General features: G+C 48.2%; 13 protein-coding genes. 12 read left to right on the forward strand and 1 reads right to left on the reverse strand.

The genetic code is table 11. The annotated features are described in order from the left end of the window. The first annotated feature begins 211 nt into the window (after positions 1–211). The 7 genes from M1K58_RS11305 to M1K58_RS11335 all read left to right on the forward strand — a co-directional run bounded on the left by M1K58_RS11305 (position 212) and on the right by M1K58_RS11335 (position 7,483). The gene (locus M1K58_RS11305; protein WP_256758952.1) at positions 212–1,240 is read left to right on the forward strand and encodes a LacI family DNA-binding transcriptional regulator; all 1,029 of its coding nucleotides are present in this window, start codon (positions 212–214) and stop codon (positions 1,238–1,240) included. A gap of 138 nt (positions 1,241–1,378) precedes the next feature. Then, a complete protein-coding gene (locus M1K58_RS11310) occupies positions 1,379–2,764 on the forward strand; it encodes an ABC transporter substrate-binding protein (protein ID WP_256758953.1) in 1,386 nt (461 codons plus the stop codon). A gap of 77 nt (positions 2,765–2,841) precedes the next feature. Next, positions 2,842–3,741: a carbohydrate ABC transporter permease gene (locus M1K58_RS11315; RefSeq protein WP_256758954.1), complete on the forward strand. Its 900-nt coding sequence runs from the start codon at positions 2,842–2,844 to the stop codon at positions 3,739–3,741. After that, on the forward strand, positions 3,731–4,558 hold the full coding sequence (locus M1K58_RS11320) for a carbohydrate ABC transporter permease (protein WP_256758955.1): 828 nt from the start codon (positions 3,731–3,733) through the stop codon (positions 4,556–4,558). The genes M1K58_RS11315 and M1K58_RS11320 overlap by 11 nt, the downstream gene beginning before the upstream one ends. Positions 4,559–4,591: 33 nt before the next feature. After that, positions 4,592–5,704: a Gfo/Idh/MocA family protein gene (locus M1K58_RS11325; RefSeq protein WP_256758956.1), complete on the forward strand. Its 1,113-nt coding sequence runs from the start codon at positions 4,592–4,594 to the stop codon at positions 5,702–5,704. Between the two features lie 2 nt (positions 5,705–5,706). Continuing rightward, positions 5,707–6,447, forward strand: coding sequence for a ThuA domain-containing protein (locus M1K58_RS11330; RefSeq protein ID WP_256758957.1), 741 nt, complete (start codon positions 5,707–5,709; stop codon positions 6,445–6,447). A 133-nt stretch (positions 6,448–6,580) separates the two neighbouring features. Then, positions 6,581–7,483 carry an alpha/beta hydrolase gene (locus M1K58_RS11335; RefSeq protein ID WP_256758958.1) on the forward strand — a complete coding sequence of 301 codons (903 nt, stop codon included), beginning with the start codon at positions 6,581–6,583 and terminating at the stop codon, positions 7,481–7,483. Positions 7,484–8,029: 546 nt separating this feature from the next. On the opposite strand, the gene M1K58_RS11340 is transcribed toward M1K58_RS11335, so the two are convergent. After that, a complete protein-coding gene (locus M1K58_RS11340; RefSeq protein ID WP_306220347.1) occupies positions 8,030–9,283 on the reverse strand; it encodes a virulence factor in 1,254 nt (417 codons plus the stop codon). 150 nt (positions 9,284–9,433) lie between these two features. Between M1K58_RS11340 and M1K58_RS11345 the strand changes: the two genes are divergently transcribed. The 5 genes from M1K58_RS11345 (at position 9,434) to M1K58_RS11365 (ending at position 17,633) form a co-directional block, all read left to right on the forward strand. Next, positions 9,434–10,408 (forward strand): MBL fold metallo-hydrolase, encoded by a 975-nt coding sequence (locus M1K58_RS11345; RefSeq protein ID WP_256758959.1) that lies wholly within the window; start codon positions 9,434–9,436, stop codon positions 10,406–10,408. Beyond that, the gene (locus M1K58_RS11350; RefSeq protein ID WP_256758960.1) at positions 10,405–12,033 is read left to right on the forward strand and encodes an ABC-F family ATP-binding cassette domain-containing protein; all 1,629 of its coding nucleotides are present in this window, start codon (positions 10,405–10,407) and stop codon (positions 12,031–12,033) included. Before M1K58_RS11345 ends, M1K58_RS11350 begins: the two co-directional genes overlap by 4 nt. Before the next feature lie 79 nt (positions 12,034–12,112). Then, positions 12,113–12,994, forward strand: a complete 882-nt coding sequence (locus M1K58_RS11355; protein WP_306220350.1) for a cation diffusion facilitator family transporter — start codon at positions 12,113–12,115, stop codon at positions 12,992–12,994. Between the two features lie 348 nt (positions 12,995–13,342). Further along, positions 13,343–14,353, forward strand: coding sequence for a C40 family peptidase (locus M1K58_RS11360; protein WP_256758961.1), 1,011 nt, complete (start codon positions 13,343–13,345; stop codon positions 14,351–14,353). A gap of 295 nt (positions 14,354–14,648) precedes the next feature. Beyond that, positions 14,649–17,633, forward strand: coding sequence for a glycoside hydrolase family 9 protein (locus M1K58_RS11365; RefSeq protein WP_256758962.1), 2,985 nt, complete (start codon positions 14,649–14,651; stop codon positions 17,631–17,633). The last annotated feature ends 17 nt before the right edge of the window (positions 17,634–17,650 follow it).

A 17,650-nucleotide genomic window follows, 5' to 3' on the forward strand; every position in this document is an offset into this window, starting at 1 on the left:
CCAAGAAGAACCAACAGATCCCTGTTGGTTCTTCTTAATGTACGTGCATTCCCAAATATGGTTAATCGATTAAACAATTTTCTAATAAAAATATCGGTTAACTCCTAAAAAAACTTCTAATATTTGTGAATTTACCGTCATATACTCACCTCGTAAGGTTAAACGTTTAATCAAAGCGACGCTTTTCTTAACCCGGGAGCAGGTGACGAAGATGAAGCGCATTACCATTCGTGATGTATCGGTTAGGGCAGGCGTGTCAACGGCAGCAGTGTCTTACGTGCTGAACGGACGTGAAGGCAAAGTTTCTCCTGAAACCGTTGCCAGAGTTCGTCGCGCGGCCGAAGAGCTTAACTACATCCCTGATCTATCTGCCCGTAGCCTCGTCAATAACAAGTCAAAGCTAATAGGCGTCGTCATTCCCCAGACCGAGGATCAGAAGCAGCTACTGCTACAGAATCCGTTCTACTCGGAATTGATCTGCGGGATCGAAGCCCGACTAAGGCAATCTGGATACCACATGATTTTGTCTGGCATTGAGAAGGGGGAAGGTTATCTCGACACGTCCATGCAGCGGAATCTCGACGGAGCGATTATTACCGGCATTTATCAAGAAAGCTTCTATGAAGATTTGAAAAAGGTGCGGATGCCCATCGTGCTTGTGGACAGCTATATTTACGATAGCTATTTCCACGTCGTGGGCATTGATGATGAGCTCGGCGGTTATATGGCAACGAAGCATCTGATTGACAATGGTCATACGAATATCGCACTCGTCACCGGTATGATTCGTAAGGATGGGGTTGTTGAGAAGAGATTTCTAGGCTACAAGAGGGCGCTTAAGGAAGCGGAGTTGTTTTATAATCCGGATCATGTATTCGAGCATTCCGTAACGTATCAATTCGGGCAAGAGGCTGGAAAGTTAATCGCAGCTAAATGTCCAGAAATTACAGCAGCATTCGCAACAAGTGACCTGATGGCGATGGGTGTTATCCAAGGGATTAGGGACGAAGGGAAGGAAGTACCCGAGCATGTATCGGTCGTTGGATTTGACGATATTTCCATTGCCCGGCTGTGCACACCTCCATTGACGACGATCAAGCAAGATGCAGTTTCAAGAGGAATTATGGCAGCGGATCGTTTGCTAACTGCAATCGAAAAGTCTAAGGAAGGGCTGCCCCAAGAGCCGACGATTATGCCACTTTCACTTATAGACCGCGATACCGTACTTAAGCTGACCTAACGATTACTCGATGGATGATTCGCCCAAGTTGGCTCTTTTAAAGGAGGTGGATCGGTCGTTGAGGGTGTGGGTGAAATGCTCGGAGGTAAGTCGCCTTAAAGAGAAAGACCTTAAGCTCATAATAAGGAGAGGGTTCAAATGTTGAAGAAAAGTGGAGCTATTATCATACTGGCTATCATGATGATTATAAGTGCATGCGCATCTAATAAGGGAAACAATGCGGAAAGCTCGGCACCAGCAACTTCAGAATCACCGTCAGCAACGGTTTCAGAGTCTCCATCTCCGTCATCGTCAGAGACACCGTCACCCTCACCGTCCGAATCCCCATCCCCTTCCAAAGAAGCGGTTACGATCAAATTAATGATGTACACCGCGAACGGACAGGAGCAAACGCTTAAAGGAATTGTGGATGCTTTTCAAGCCGTAAATTCGGATGTCACTGTGGATTATGAGGTTGTACCTTATGCGGATTACGACACGAAGCTAAACACGCTCCTCGCAAGCGGAAGTGAGCCAGATTTGTTCGAGGTTGGTTACGAGAATTTCAGAACGTATGCTTCCAAGGATCTCTTACTCGACCTAAATCCGACAATTACAGCGGATACATTATTCAAACCGGAAATTTATAAGAAGTTAGCTTACGATGCTTTCAATTACAATGGCAAACAAATGGGTGTCACGCACAGCTTCTCAGACGTCGTGCTGTTCTACAACAAAGATTTGTTCGACGCCAAAGGCTTGAAATATCCGGATGCTTCCTGGACCTGGAAAGAAGAATTGGAGGCGGCTAAACAGTTAACTGATGCTAAGAATGGCGTGTGGGGCACTTATGCTCCGATTCAGTTCTATGAGTTTTATAAAACGATCGTGCAAAATGGTGGAGGAGTATTCGATTCTGAAGGTAAACCAACGGTGAACAGCCCTGCCAACGTGGAGGCACTTCAGTGGATGATCGACAAAGCGAGCAAATACAAAGTTTCACCTGCATTAAACGATGACACCTTCAATCAGCCGGACGCAGACTTGAACGCATTTAAAGAAGGTAAACTGGCTATGGCTCGATTTGGGATTTGGAATTTTAATGGCTTCAAGGAAGCACCGTTTAAATGGGACATCGCTCTTGAGCCAGGTCAAACACAGAAAGCTCACCATTTCTTCGCGGACGGTCTTGTCGCTTCCAAAAACACGAAAAATGCTGAAGCAGCATGGAGATTTATGAAGTTCATTTCCAGTGATCCAGCCGCTGTGAGCTTAAGAATTACCGCTGGATGGAGCGTGCCAGCCGTTGCCGACGAAGCGGTCATGGATGCGTACTACAAGCAGACGCCTCCGGATTCTAAGAAGATTGTCTCTGAAGCGCTTGATTCTCTCGTACTTCCTCCAGTTGGTCCTAAACCAGAGAAGTGGAATGAATTGAAAACTGCAGTAAGCGACGAACTGGATAAAGCGAAGCTTGGGAAGTCCACTCCGCAGAAGGCGCTCGATGCTGCACAGAAGAAAGTCGAAGAGCTGCTGAGTAAGTAACCCTTGTAGGCTGGGAGCGAACACCTTGAATAGAGGGGCATACGGCTTGTTCCACTTCACTTCAATGAGAAAGGAAAATGAGAATGGTCGGACAACGTAAGTGGAACCGCCGTATTGCCGCCTTAGTATTCTTGCTCCCAGCCCTGATCGGATTGCTGGCATTCCAACTCGTTCCCATGGTTTCCTCGGTAGTCATTAGCTTCTCGGATTGGGATTTACTCAGTAAGTGGACTCAGATCCATTTCATCGGCTGGGATAACTATGCTGAGGTGTTTAAGGATGAGAAATCGTACACGTCGATCAAGAATGTTTTCTTGTTCTTGATCGGCTACATGCCTCTTATTACGATCCTTGGTACCTTATTTGCAGTGCTTCTGAATCGGAACATTCGAGGAATTAAGTTCTATCGTGCTGCAGTGTTTATCCCGGTCATCACCTCTTGGGTAGCTGTTTCTATCGTATGGCGATGGTTATTAAACGGACAGAGTGGTTTGATTAATTACTTGTTATTCAAGCTCGGTATTCATGGTCCGATATGGCTGCAGGATGATCATTGGGCACTCGTTGCTATCATCGCAGTGACGATTTGGAAGGACATCGGATTCGTCTCCATTATTTTGCTAGCGGGACTACAGGATATTTCTGAAGACTACTACGAGGCAGCAGATCTAGATGGGGCATCAGCTTGGAGTAAATTGTGGCGCATCACTGTTCCGTTGTTATCTCCGACATTGTTTTTCATAGTGACGATCTCGCTAATCAATTCGTTTCAATTGTTCGACCAGGTTCTGATTATGACCAACGGTGGTCCTGCGGGAGCTACTAGTACGATCGTGGAGCAGGTTTACAAGAACGCCTTTCAATTCAACAAGATGGGTTTTGCCGCAGCTCAGTCCTGGGTGCTCTTCCTTATTATTTTCACAGTAACGATGATCATGCAGAAGCTGCAACGGAGGTGGGTCGTCTATGAAAGATAGAAGCTCAAGGCTTAAAAGTGCTTTGACGCATTTATTCCTAGCGGCTGCCTCCATCATCCTCGTGTTCCCTTTTGTGTGGATGGTATCCGGGGCGTTCAAGGCGAAGCTGGAGGCCGTGAAGATGCCGCCACAATTCCTCCCTTCCCATTGGAATATGGATAACTTCCGGCAGATTGAGCAGTTTTTCCCGTTATATCGGTTTCTGCTCAACAGCATCGGTATCGCGATCGCGACAACCATCATTCAACTACTTGTATGCGCAATGGCAGCTTACGTCTTCGCCAAAATCCCGTTTAGAGGCCGCCAATCTGTATTTATTCTGTTCCTGACTACAATGATGATTCCGAGCCAAGTGACGCTTGTGCCGCTGTTTATCTTATTTTCCCAAACGAATCTCATCGACACTTATGCGGGACTCATTTTACCTGGGGTATTCAGCGCTTACGGAACGTTCCTCATGCGACAGAACATCATGACGATCCCAAATGAGCTACTTGAGGCCGCGTTCATAGACGGAGCCTCCTATTACCGCGTTTTTAAGAGCGTTATCCTGCCTCTCGTTAAACCGACGCTTGCTGCGCTTACGATCTTTGCCTTCATGAGCTCTTGGAATAACTTTCTATGGCCGCTGATTGCGACAAACAGCAAGGAACTCATGACCCTGCCGCTTGGCCTCAGCAAGCTGCAAGGCAAATGGTCAACGGAATGGAACATTCTCATGGCGGGTAATGTGGTGAGCTTTATCCCGATCTTCGTCGTGTACTTGTTCGCTCAGCGTTATTTCATTAAAGGAATGACCATGACAGGAATTAAATGACCGTCTGCAAATTAGACTAGCTGGAGGAATCATATGATGAAGGAAATACGATTAGGGCTAATTGGATTAGGTGGAATGGCGTCTGTACATGCGGAGCAGATTGAGCGGATTGCGGGAGCATCCATCACTGCGATCTGCGATTTGGACACTGCAAAAGTAGCAGAATGGGGCAGCAAGCACGGAATTGAGTTGAGCTCGCAATACTCCAGTCCCGAGGATTTAATACGCGACTCTGGTGTCGATGCGGTACTATCCATTACGCCAAATAACGTCCATTACGAGATCATCCGTCTTTGTTTGATCCACAGCATGCCTATCATGACAGAAAAGCCATTTACGCGGACCTATGCCGAGGCGAAAAAGTTAATGGAGATTTCTGAGTCGCTTCAGACAGCTTCGACTTGCATGGTTGGCTTTTCTTACCGGTACACCCCGTCATTTCGTCTGGCACGTGAAATGATCAGAAGTGGAAAGATCGGTAAGGTGCGTCATGTGTTTCTCCAATATTTACAGCAATGGGGCGGACCCCTGTTTGAAACGAAAATGAATTGGCGGATGGATCGATCCATTACGGGTACGGGTGCGTTGGGGGATCTCGGCTCTCATATGGTGGATGCCGCTAGATTTCTGGTCGGCGAGCCGTTGGAAATATCCGCGATAATGAGCTCTCTAATTGCGCAACGCGAGGATCCGTTAACCGGCAGTCCGGTTGATGTGGACGTCGATGACTTCACCGCGTTCGTCGCGGTTTTAACGGATGGCATTCCAGCTGTTTTCCAAACGTCGCGCAACGCGTATGGCAGTCAAAATCAATTCGAAATTTCCGTATACGGAGATACGGGGGCGCTTCAAATGGGTTGGGAGTACGGGGACACTCTCCATTGGACTCATCCGAACGAGGAGGGTAAGCCAATAAAGGAAGAGATTCAGGTGTCGGAGGAGTATCGGCTGCAGCAGATGCAGGATTTCGTCGATCTGGTACGCGGAACTGTGCGGGAGGAAACGGCTACCTTGCGCGACGGTTATTTGAACCAGCGGGTTCTTGAAGCGGTTGAACAAGCGTATGTGAGTAAAAGGACGATTACAGTTGCAGAAATCGAAGCTGCGTCTGGTGTAATGCAAAGTGCGTCAGAGGTGAAAAAATGAGCGTGAACCCGAACATAAGAGTAACGATATGGAATGAGTTTCGTCACGAACGATACAATCCGGAGGTTATGAAGATTTATCCGGAAGGGATTCATCGTGCGCTACAGAATGGGCTTTCCCCATTCGGGTTTGAGGTAAGTACAGCCACATTGGATGAGCCGGAGCATGGACTGACCGAGGCGACATTAGGCGCAACTGACGTTCTGATCTGGTGGGGACATCAAGCTCATGACGAGGTTGATGATGGCATCGTTCAACGTGTGCAGGAACGAGTGCTGCAAGGAATGGGGCTGATCGTCCTACATTCGGGACATTACTCCAAAATATTCAAAAAACTAATGGGAACGACTTGCGCGTTAAAATGGCGGGAAGCGGATGAGAAGGAGCGTCTCTGGATCGTGAAGCCTACCCATCCGATCGCGCTAGGTTTACCGGAGTATTTCGAGCTGGACGAAGAAGAGATGTACGGAGAGTTCTTCGATGTGCCGGACCCGGACGAGCTCGTGCTGGTTAGCTGGTTCGAAGGCGGAGAAGTTTTCCGTAGTGGGATTACGTATACACGAGGACAGGGGAAAATCTTTTATTTCCGTCCAGGGCATGAGACGTATCCGACTTATTATCAGGAACCAATTATTCGTATCATTGCGAACGCTATTAAGTGGGCTGCAAGTGATCGAGGCGCTTCTCCTTTTTACGGTAACGTGAAGCCTCTTGAGATCATTACCCCGAAAGTAACGCCATGATCTTCGATCGAATCGTTTGAGCTGACTTTTTTTATTTTGAACGGCAGCAATGCCGTTTTTTTGTTTGCAATACCGTTTTTCAAGCCGATTTAGGGTAAAATACAATCAATGATTGAGCAGCGGAGGGATTGGAATGAGCATCGCGGTGATCGGTTGGATGTTTGGTGGCTTCAGTGCGGTGACAGGAAGCGCATTCGCAGCTTTGTACGGAATAACTGTGAAAGCTCAGCGACCTCGTCTTGTGCCCAATGAGCAGGTTCCATCAGTGCCCTATGAAGAAACAGAATGGAAAAGCGGGGGTAAAACCGTGAAAGGCTGGTTCCTATCACGGGCTGACTCCAAGGATCCATTGCCTGGACCGGTTATTATTATCGCACATGGCTGGGGCTCCAACCGATCTAGAGTACTCCGGTACGCGATTCCTTTATATGAAGAAGGCTACTCGATTCTCATGTACGATGCTCGGAGTCATGGGGAAAGTGATTTCTTCAAAACACCAACAGGCTTACAGTTCCGCGATGATTTATTGGCGACAATAGAATGGCTATGTAAGCGTCCTGAAGCAGATACTAATCGAATTGGCGTACTTGGTCATTCTCTAGGTGCATATGGCGCTGTACTTGCCCTTGATGAGCAAGCTCCGATAGCCGCGTTAGTCACGGATTCGATGCCTGTAAAATTTGCAACGATGATTGGCGCTGAGCTGAGACGTAGGAGGCTTCCACAATTTCCACTGGCACAACTTATACCACGAATGATGTTATGGAGAAGTGGAATTTCAACTGCAATGATGAAACGTGCAAATCCGGCCAGAATATTAAAAGATAATTCTCATGGACGAAGGACGCCAGTTTTACTTGTACATTCACGCAAGGACGGATTTATCCCGATGACAGAGCTCAATCATGTGCTAGCCCGCGCCCCAGATGTAGCGCATCTATTCGTAGATGCTGAGGGACATAGCGCTTCTGAGCGAGATCCTTCCTTTTGGCCGACAGTGAAATCCTTTTTCCAAATCTCCTTACAAAAAAAGTAGGCTTGCGGCAACGGGCCGCAAGCCTAAAATTATATATTATTGAAAAGGGGGGTCATGTATGTATTGTAACCCCTTAATATGTTGAAAAGATGAAGGGCATATTACGATTCGATTACAAAAATGAAAGCGCTACTCACACAGGTTGAATTCATTTAAAATTAGTTTAAAAAAAGGGAGGCTTACGGCAACGGGCCGCAAGCCTCAAGTTTATATTTCAAAGGGGGGTCATGTATTTATCTTAACCTTTGAACATGAAGAGAAGATGAAGGGGATATTACGTTCTGATTACAATATGTCCCTTTACTAAACTTCAGTCAACCTATTTGCTCCTTGGTTGCAGGGGGAAATTGGGGAAGGGATTAACTTTGTAGCTCATTCATAAAAAAGGGAGGCTTGCGGCAACGGGCCGCAAGCCTCAAGTTTATATTTCAAAGGGGGGTCATGTGTTTATCTTAACCTCTGAACATGAAGAGAAGATGAAGGATATGTTACGTTCTGATTACAAAGGGTAAAGATAGAGTGGAGCTTCTCCATCCTTCTATGCTTTTATTGATTTCCATCCTGCTGTTGCTCCCGCATGCGAGTCATTTGCTGCCAGATAGAGCCAGCGGCTTCTTCGCCGCGTTCAATTCGAGCGACCGCCATCTCTGCTTGAAGGCGGACTTCGAATTCCGATTCGATTGTCGTTGTTTGGCGCAGAGCTTCCAAAGCGGTTTCATCCCCAGCTTCATAGAGGAACCGTGCAGCACGCCAACGGACGAGCTTGTTCGAATCTTCCAAAGCCTCGATCATCGGGGAGATCGCGATCGGATCACCGATATCGGACAAAGTATCACCAGCCGTTCTACGAACGGATCCCGATGAATCCTTAAGCGCGGTGAATAGCAAAGGCATAGCCTCGGGTGTACGAAGATCGCCAAGATATACCGTCGCAAGTCTGCGCACAGAAAGCTGACTATCCTTCAGAGCACGAGCGATAACCTCTATGTCCTCTGGTTTTGGCTTCAACCGCTCCAAAGCGGCATATCTTTCCCGCCAATCTTGGGAGTCGAGAGCCTTTAACACCTGATCTCCCGTCAATGGTGCCGGTGGCGCAGGTGGTGCGGCTTCTGGGCCGGCTGCTTTGGCCTGCTCAATAAGATCGCGTAGCCTAGCCTCCGAATAGGCAGCCTCAAGCTCGCGCTGAATTTCATCGATGACCTCTTGCGGTTCACCGTAACGTACGCCTAGATCCTCAAGCACACGCTCGCGTATAAATGTAGAGCCAGCTGCCTCGGATACAGCTTGCGAGAACCGTTCGGGCATCGCCGCACGAAACTCTTGGCCGCCACTTCTGACTCGGAGCTGCATAGGTATTCCGCGAAATAATTGCACGCGGACATGAGCCTCACCGAAGCCTGCTGCTGCGTCAACCGCATTTGCAGTTAACGATCCACCACTTGCGATACCGAATGCTTCTCTAACCCCGTCAAGAATAACTGCCCAGTCGGCATTCCCTCTGCGATCTAGCGCCAGGAAATCTGAGGTGTGGAAGATCGCCTTAACTCCGGGAACTTCTAGTAGCTTTGCGATCAGAGGCGTAGCGGGCGTCTTGGAGTCTTTCCCGTAATTCAACTGAACGCCGGGATCAAGCCGAACATCAACGTTCAGCTTCATCGTATTTGGACTTGGGGTGGGCTCAATGGACAATAATTTCAAGGAACTCCCCTCGCTTTCTTTATTTTCTTCCACAATACCGTATTCGCAACCGAATTGCCAAAAATCGATTAAAGGGTCATCCAAAATCTTCTTAAATCTCATTCATAAGGAAACTAATCCATTATCGGAGCGTTAAATTAGTAACTGCAAAGCTGCAGATGAGTAATTTTGAAGCCACTTTTTCCTTAGGACCTTGGTACATTTCAGTGTTTCCTGCTATAGTATACATGAGCACATCATCGGAGGGATTTCATGTTGAGAAGGCGCTTCGGTAACTTGGACTCTATAGGTGCTGGAAAAGCATCCAAAGCTCAATTCGACCGTTGGCGTGAGGATCGGATTCGTAAGCTGCGGACAAAGGAATATGGTGATTGCGTTCCTAATGTAGCACCGAACCTGCGATTCCTGCATCAAAACCACAGTGAGCCGACAATAACATGGATCGGTCACTCCACGTTTCTCATACAGATGGCGGGCTTGAACATCGTCACGGATCCTGTATGGGCGCGGAGAATGGCGTTTCAAAAAAGACTAGCCCCACCAGGCATCGAATTATCGGACATGCCATCTGTCGATGTCGTTCTCATCTCTCATGCCCACTATGATCATCTACATGTTTCTTCCTTACGTAGGCTTAGAGGCCCCAAGAAAATGATTGTACCGGCCGGCTTACGTAAAAAGCTGATCGTGCGTGGCTTCCTTCAATCCCAAGAGCTCCATTGGTGGGAGGATACGTCTTTCCGTGGTGTAAAGTTTACCTTCGTTCCAGCGCAGCATTGGACTCGTCGTAACCCTTGGGACATGAATACTTCCCATTGGGGAGGTTGGATATTGCAAATCGATCACGGTCCGACCATTTATTTCGCAGGAGATAGCGGTTATTTTCGCGGCTTTAGCGAGATTGGGCGGAAGTTCGATATCGATATTGCTCTGCTTCCAATCGGAGCCTATGACCCTGAATGGTTCATGGCTTCACAGCATGTCAGTCCAGAAGAGGCTCTTCAGGCTTTCTTGGATGTTCGTGCCAAATATTTCGTACCTATGCATTACGGTGCATTTAAGCTCTCAGACGATACTCCGTCAGAAGCGTTGCAGCGGTTGGAAGCCGCCAGAGCTAAGCTAGGCATTCCTACCGAGAAGCTATTGTTGCTGCAGCACGGCGAGACGATGCGCTTTGAAAGCCATAATTTAGAAACCCCTAAAGAAAAGGATGGATTAGACTCATGATTACCGTATCTGGCATAAGCCTACGTTTTGGCAAACGCCCCCTGTTCGAAGATGTAAATATTAAATTTACCCCCGGCAACTGCTACGGCCTAATCGGTGCGAATGGAGCGGGTAAATCTACGTTCCTAAAAATTCTTTCCGGTGAAGTCGAATCAAGCTCGGGTGAGGTTCACATTACACCAGGTGAACGTTTTGCAGTCCTTAAGCAAAACCACTATGAATATGATGAGTTCAAAGTACTGGAAACCGTCATTATGGGCCATGAGCGTCTGTACAAGGTCATGAAAGAGAAAGACGCTATCTACATGAAAGAAAACTTCTCCGACGAGGATGGCATGCGTGCGGGTGAGCTGGAATCGGACTTTGCAGAAATGAACGGCTGGGAAGCTGAGAGTGAAGCAGCCGGCATGCTCAATGGTCTTGGGATTACAACTGAGCTACACGACAAGCTGATGTCAGAGCTTAGCGGTAATGAGAAGGTACGCGTGTTGCTCGCACAGGCATTGTTCGGAAGTCCGAATATTTTGCTGCTCGATGAGCCTACGAACCATTTGGACCTCGTGTCCATCAACTGGTTAGAAGATTTCTTGTCTCGGTATGAGGGTACCGTTATCGTTGTATCCCATGACCGTCACTTCCTAAACCAAGTATGTACCCATATTGCGGACATCGACTATGGCAAGATTCAGATGTATGTAGGTAACTACGACTTCTGGTATGAGTCTAGCCAATTGGCGATGAAGCTCATGCGCGATCAGAACAAGAAGAAGGAAGATAAGATCAAGGAGCTGCAGGAGTTCGTTCAGCGCTTCTCTGCTAATAAATCCAAGGCGAAGCAAGCGACAAGCCGGAAGAAGTCATTGGATAAAATCTCGTTGGATGATATTCGTCCTTCGAATCGTAAATATCCGTTCATTAACTTCAAGCCAGAGCGTGAAGTTGGTAAGCAGGTTGTGTCTGTAGAGAACCTTTCCGCTTCCTTAGACGGGGCAAAGGTATTGAACGGAGTTAACTTCGTTGTCAATAAAGGCGACAAGATCGCACTAGTCGGACCTTACGGTAATGCGAAAACATTGCTGCTCCAAATTCTTGTCGGAGAAAAGGAACCCGAAGAAGGTGCGGTTTCATGGGGAGTTACTGCGGTTAACGCCTATTTCCCGAAAGAAAACTCCGCTTATTTTGATGGAGTAGACTTGAACTTAGTCGACTGGCTTCGCCAATACACGAAGGATCCAGACGAGTCCTTCATCCGTGGCTTCCTTGGCCGGATGTTGTTCTCAGGGGACGAGGCTTTGAAAAAGGGCTCCGTCTTATCTGGGGGAGAGAAGGTTCGCTGCATGCTTTCTCGTATGATGCTTACGAATGGCAACGTGCTTCTGCTTGATGAGCCGACGAACCATTTGGACTTGGAGTCTATCACAGCACTCAACAATGGATTAATCGACTTTGACGGTCCGATCATCTTCACTTCTCATGACCATCAGTTCATGCAGACGATCGCTAACCGGATCATTGAGATCACTCCGAACGGAATTATCGATCGGATGATGACCTTTGACGAATACTTGGAGCATCCTGAAGTACAGGCGCTTCGTGCTAAATTAATTCCAGAAGAAGATAGATAATACGAGACGCTTGCCGCGACTAATCGGCAAGCGTTTTTGTTAATATAATGATGAACGTAATCGAGTGAGGAGGTGTGCGATGACGATGGACATCTATGAGGATATCAAAAAAGGAGAAAAAGGCGCATGGGTTAGTATTTGTGCATATCTTCTGCTCTCTACTCTAAAGCTGGCGTCGGGGTGGGTATTCTCGTCGGAGGCGTTATTAGCTGACGGCTTCAACAACGTCACAGATATCGTCGCTTCTGTCGCTGTCCTGATCGGTCTTCGCATCTCTCGTAGGCCACCGGATGCTAATCACCCCTACGGTCACTTGAGAGCGGAGACGGTAGCTGCGCTACTCGCGTCCTTCATCATGGCGACGGTTGGCTTGCAGGTAGGGCAGGCTGCAATCCGCAACTTATGGAATGGTCACTATGAAGTACCAGAAATGGCCGCGGGCTGGGTGGCGATTGCGGCTGCGGCTGCTATGTTTGGCGTCTATGCGTTTAATGTTCGTCTGGCCCGCCGAATTCGTAGCCAGGCGTTAATGGCAGCCGCACAAGACAATCGCTCAGATGCTATAGTCAGCATCGGTGCTGCTGTGGGTATTTTTGGAGCGGGACTTGGTTGGCCTTGGCTTGACGCTGTTGCGGCGGTAGTTGTTGCGCTGCTCATACTGAAAACAGCGTGGGATATTTTCTGGTCAGCAACACGTGACTTGACAGATGGGTTTGATGTAAAGCAATTGATGACGCTCCGAGGTGTCGTTGAACGGACAGAAGGGGTGAGGGAGATTAAGGATATCCGCGCCCGTATTCACGGAAGCACTGTTCTTGTCGATGTCATCGTAACCGTAGATCCTTCGCTGTCTCTTATCGAAAGTCACAGCATTAGTGACACAGTAGAGATGAGGCTGAGACGTAAGCACGATATATTAAACGTACATGTTCATGTTGAGCCCGGAGAGAACGAAGCTTAAGCTTCGTTCTCAGGAAATTATCCTGATATTAAGATGGGCCTTAAGTAATGTGTAATTCCGTTATTTACCTCCAAAAGTAGGCTGAATAAAGGAACCGACGACTAATCGCGTCGGTTCTTTGTTTATTTATCCTGAACTCACTGGTAAGTTTGGGGAAATCGCTCTTGAATTTCCCGCTATGGACGGGACTTAACGTGCCATGGACCTATGGTGAGCTGGACCTTTTCCCCCATGTCTCATCCTAGCTGCTGGGCGTCACGCCCGATGGAAAGCATTGGTCATCTCTCTATAATGAAGCAAGTAAGGGGCATTCCCCCTTAATGCCAAATCCAGAGGAGGACTGTGCAAGTGAAACGTACGTTGATGTATCTCTTGGCGGCTGTAATGGTTTGGGTCTCTATCCCCAATTCCCAAGCAGACGCTGCTGTCACAACAGGCTCGATTCAATCCGGGGTCATTTTCCGCAAATCTCCGAGTGCGTCTGCTTCGATTATTCGTATGATTAGTAAAGGCGAGGAAGTTGTCGTGCTGGCTACGCACAATAGCTATTGGTTGCAAGTACAGGATGTATACGGGAGTATTGGATACATCTCTTCCGGCAGTAAGTATATTCGAATAAACGGTTCTTCGTCCGGCTCGACAGGCGGAAGTGGAGTGACCTCCGATAACAATGCGACGATTGTCGGAAGTGTATCATTCCGTACAAAACCTGCGACTAGTGCTACACGTATCAGATTTATGACAAAAGGCGAAAAGGTGAAGGTTACGGGTAAGCCGAACGCTTATTGGTACGCTGTGACGGATTCTAAAGGGCAATCGGGATATGTAAGCACAGATAGCAAGTACATACAGGTGACGGGAACGATCCCTGATCCTACCCCAACACAGCCTCCAGCGGGTAATGGCACTGGTAATGGCACGACTCAAGTGGAATCGATCATTGCTGCAGGGATGAAGTATTTAGGTACTCCTTACGAATATGGCTCCAGCCGTGATAACACGAATACCTTTGACTGCTCCGATCTGATCCGACAAATGTTCAAGGATGCAATCGGTGTAACCCTACCTGCTGACTCGCGAGGGCAAGGTCAGTATGTACGGGACAAAGGTGCGATAACGACCGATTGGAAGCAGCTTAAGCGTGGAGATCTTATGTTCTTTATGGACTACAAAGGTACGAATTCCTCCAGCTACGCTGGCAAAAAGCCGCTGAGTGAGAAAATCAGCCACGCGGGAATCTATCTTGGCGATGGCAAGGTGCTGCACACGTATTCGAAGGTTTCAGGCGGCGTTCGCACGGATAGTATCTCAGGTAAGCATTGGGAGTATCGCTTCCTCTATGGGGGTAGCGCATTATAAATAGGTATGAAGGCGGCTTCGCGATCCCTCATGGATCGTGAGGCCGTTTTTTGATATTACGGGTGCTTGGTCGATGTTCCTTGCGAGGGATATTTCCAGGCTTTTTTTGCGTATACGAAAAGCGGTTACAAAACGCGATAAAGAGGTTACAATCCGCACAATTCGGGATAGTTCGCGGTCTTATAATGAAATAACAGGGATGGATAACTTTTTCCAGAAAAGGTGGTGTTTGCTCAAATCGAGCATGGTGACGGAGAGTGACTCATCATTCAAATCAAATTGGAGGGAAGTTCTTATGGGAAAAGTGTGGGGAAAGGCGTTATGTATAACGTTATCGACGGCTATCGGGTGCTCTTTGCTGCTTGGGACGGGACCATTCGCTTCACCTACGGCGAAAGCTTCAGCTAGTACTTATAATTACGCGGAAGCATTGCAAAAATCGATTTATTTTTTCGAGGAGCAACGTTCGGGGGACCTTCCGGCAAATAATCGCGTGCCATGGCGTGGAGATTCGGGAATGACAGATGGGGCGGATGTGGGCAAGGATTTGACAGGAGGCTGGTACGATGCTGGAGACCACGTTAAATTCGGGCTGCCAATGGCTGCATCCGCGACCATGCTGGCTTGGTCCGTCTACGAGTATGAAGACGGATATAAGCAGGCAGGGCAGTACGAGGAAATTCTAGATAATCTTAAATGGGCTACGGACTACTTTATTAAAGCTCATACGGCGCCCAATGAACTGTATGTTCAGGTCGGGCAAGGTGGAACGGATCATGCCTGGTGGGGACCAGCAGAAGTGATGCAGATGAACCGGCCCTCTTACAAGATTTCAGCAACCTGTCCAGGCTCGGACGTAGCAGGAGAAACCGCGGCGGCATTAGCAGCGGCCTCCATCGTATTCGCAGAAACGGATCCCATATATGCGGCCACATTGCTCACGCATGCTAAGCAGCTGTATTCATTCGCTGATACGTACAAGGGCAAATATAGTGATTGCGTATCGGATGCCCAATCCTTCTATAATTCCTGGTCCGGATATTGGGATGAATTGTCTTGGGGTGCAACTTGGTTGTATTTAGCGACCAATGACAATGCCTATTTAACGAAGGCTATTACAGCTTCTAACAATTGGGGGAAAGAGGGGCAGTCAACGAATTGGGGCTATAAGTGGACCCATGCATGGGATGACAAACATTACGGTGCCCAACTGTTATTGGCTCGAATTACGAATGACCCTGCATTCGTCACCTCCACGGAACGTAATCTGGACTACTGGACCTCCGGTATCTCAGGTACGGGCGAGAGGGTCACGTATACGCCGGGAGGCTTGGCGTGGCTAGATACCTGGGGCTCACTACGGTACTCAATGAATGCATCGTTCCTTGCATTCGTCTATTCCGACTGGGTCACGGATACGACCAAGAAGAACAAATATCGAACCTTTGCCACCAATCAAGCGCTATATGCGCTCGGTGACAATCCGCGCAATAGCAGCTACGTGATCGGTTACGGTGCGAATTCGCCGCAGCATCCGCACCATAGGACATCGCATGGATCTTATGCGGATAGTCAAACGGTTCCTGCAAGCCATCGCCACGTTCTATATGGAGCATTGGTAGGCGGTCCGAACAGCAGTGATAGCTACACGGATTCGATCGGTGATTATGTCAGCAATGAGGTTGCAACGGATTATAATGCCGGATTTACTGGTGTACTCGCAAAAATGAATCTTCTTTACGGCACAGGTCAACAGCCACTTGCCAATTTCCCGCCAGTGGAAACGAAGGAGGACGAAATGTTCGTCGAAGCTTCCTTCAATAGTACTGGACCGAATTATACGGAAATCAAGGCACTCTTGAACAACCGTTCTGGCTGGCCTGCACGGATGGGGGATAAGCTGAGTTTCCGTTATTACGTCGATTTGACGGAAGTCTACAATGCTGGAAAGTCTGTTAACGATATTACAATTAGCACGAACTATAACCAAGGAGCTACCGTATCTACGCTTCTGCCCTATGACGCCACTAATCATATCTATTATCTGGTTATCGATTTCACGGGCACGAAAATCTATCCGGGTGGCCAATCGGCTTATAAGAAGGAGATTCAGTTCCGCTTAGCGGCACCTGCGGGGACCTCGTTCTGGAATCCAAATAATGATTATTCCGCCCAAGGACTCGCGAGTGCTTCGACGATCAAGACGGCATTTATGCCTGTGTACGACAATGGAATAAAGGTATTCGGCAATGAACCGGGTCCTGTCGTTCCGACACCTCCAATAGCACCAACAGGGCTAGTCGCAGTGTCCGGTAATGCTCAAGTTGCGTTGAACTGGACAGCATCTGGTGGAGCGACGAGTTATACCGTTAAACGAGCCGCAACAAACGGCGGACCTTACACTGCGGTAGCTACAGGAGTAACTACCACGAGCTATACGGACACGGGCCTAACGAATGGAACAGCCTATTATTATGTGGTGAGTGCGGTTAACGCTGTTGGTCAGAGCGCGAACTCTGCGCAGATCAGTGCCACTCCGCTAGCACCGACTCTACCAGCGGCACCGACAGGCTTGATCGCTGCTGCCGGTAATCTGCAAGCAACGCTTAGCTGGACGGCCTCCGGAGGTGCAACCAGCTACAACGTGAAGCAGGCGACCACGAATGGAGGACCCTATACGACCGTGGCAACTGGGGTCACCGCTAATAGCTACCCGGCAATAGGTCTAACGAATGGCACGACGTACTATTACGTCGTTAGTGCTGTGAATGCGATAGGAGAAAGTGCAAATTCTGTGCAAGTCAGTGTAACACCAATAGCGCCACCGGCAGGAAGTCTGGTCGTTCAGTACAAGGCCGGTGACGTAAATGCGTTGGACAACCAAATTAAACCTCATCTGAACATTAAGAATACAGGTTCCACGACGGTGAGCCTTAGCAACGTGAAGGTGAGATATTATTTTACGAAAGAGGGCAGTTCAGCGATGAATGCCTGGATTGATTGGGCGCAGATCGGTGGAACGAACATTCAAGTGACATTTGGTAGCGCATCTGGAACGGGTGCGGACACGTATGCAGAGCTCTCGTTTACTCCCGGAGCTGGCTCGCTAGCACCAAATGGACAGACAGGCGACATCCAGTTAAGGATGGCGAAGACAGACTGGTCGAACTTCAATGAGACGGGTGATTATTCTTATGACCCAACGAAGACAACTTATACGGATTGGAGCAAGGCTACGCTTTACTTAAACGGAACGCTTGCATGGGGAATGGAGCCTTAATACAACAATTAAACGAA

It is taken from the genome of Cohnella sp. WQ 127256, from assembly GCF_024519285.1.
GTDB lineage: Bacteria > Bacillota > Bacilli > Paenibacillales > Paenibacillaceae > Cohnella.

Bases quoted from the DNA above. Each gene is read 5' to 3' on its own strand.
- M1K58_RS11305 (WP_256758952.1), top strand. From the start codon at position 212: ATGAAGCGCATTACCATTCGTGATGTATCGGTTAGGGCAGGCGTGTCA.
- M1K58_RS11310 (WP_256758953.1), top strand. From the start codon at position 1,379: ATGTTGAAGAAAAGTGGAGCTATTATCATACTGGCTATCATGATGATT.
- M1K58_RS11315 (WP_256758954.1), top strand. From the start codon at position 2,842: ATGAGAATGGTCGGACAACGTAAGTGGAACCGCCGTATTGCCGCCTTA.
- M1K58_RS11320 (WP_256758955.1), top strand. From the start codon at position 3,731: ATGAAAGATAGAAGCTCAAGGCTTAAAAGTGCTTTGACGCATTTATTC.
- M1K58_RS11325 (WP_256758956.1), top strand. From the start codon at position 4,592: ATGATGAAGGAAATACGATTAGGGCTAATTGGATTAGGTGGAATGGCG.
- M1K58_RS11335 (WP_256758958.1), top strand. From the start codon at position 6,581: ATGAGCATCGCGGTGATCGGTTGGATGTTTGGTGGCTTCAGTGCGGTG.
- M1K58_RS11340 (WP_306220347.1), bottom strand. From the start codon at position 9,283: ATGAGATTTAAGAAGATTTTGGATGACCCTTTAATCGATTTTTGGCAA.
- M1K58_RS11345 (WP_256758959.1), top strand. From the start codon at position 9,434: ATGTTGAGAAGGCGCTTCGGTAACTTGGACTCTATAGGTGCTGGAAAA.
- M1K58_RS11350 (WP_256758960.1), top strand. From the start codon at position 10,405: ATGATTACCGTATCTGGCATAAGCCTACGTTTTGGCAAACGCCCCCTG.
- M1K58_RS11355 (WP_306220350.1), top strand. From the start codon at position 12,113: ATGACGATGGACATCTATGAGGATATCAAAAAAGGAGAAAAAGGCGCA.
- M1K58_RS11365 (WP_256758962.1), top strand. From the start codon at position 14,649: ATGGGAAAAGTGTGGGGAAAGGCGTTATGTATAACGTTATCGACGGCT.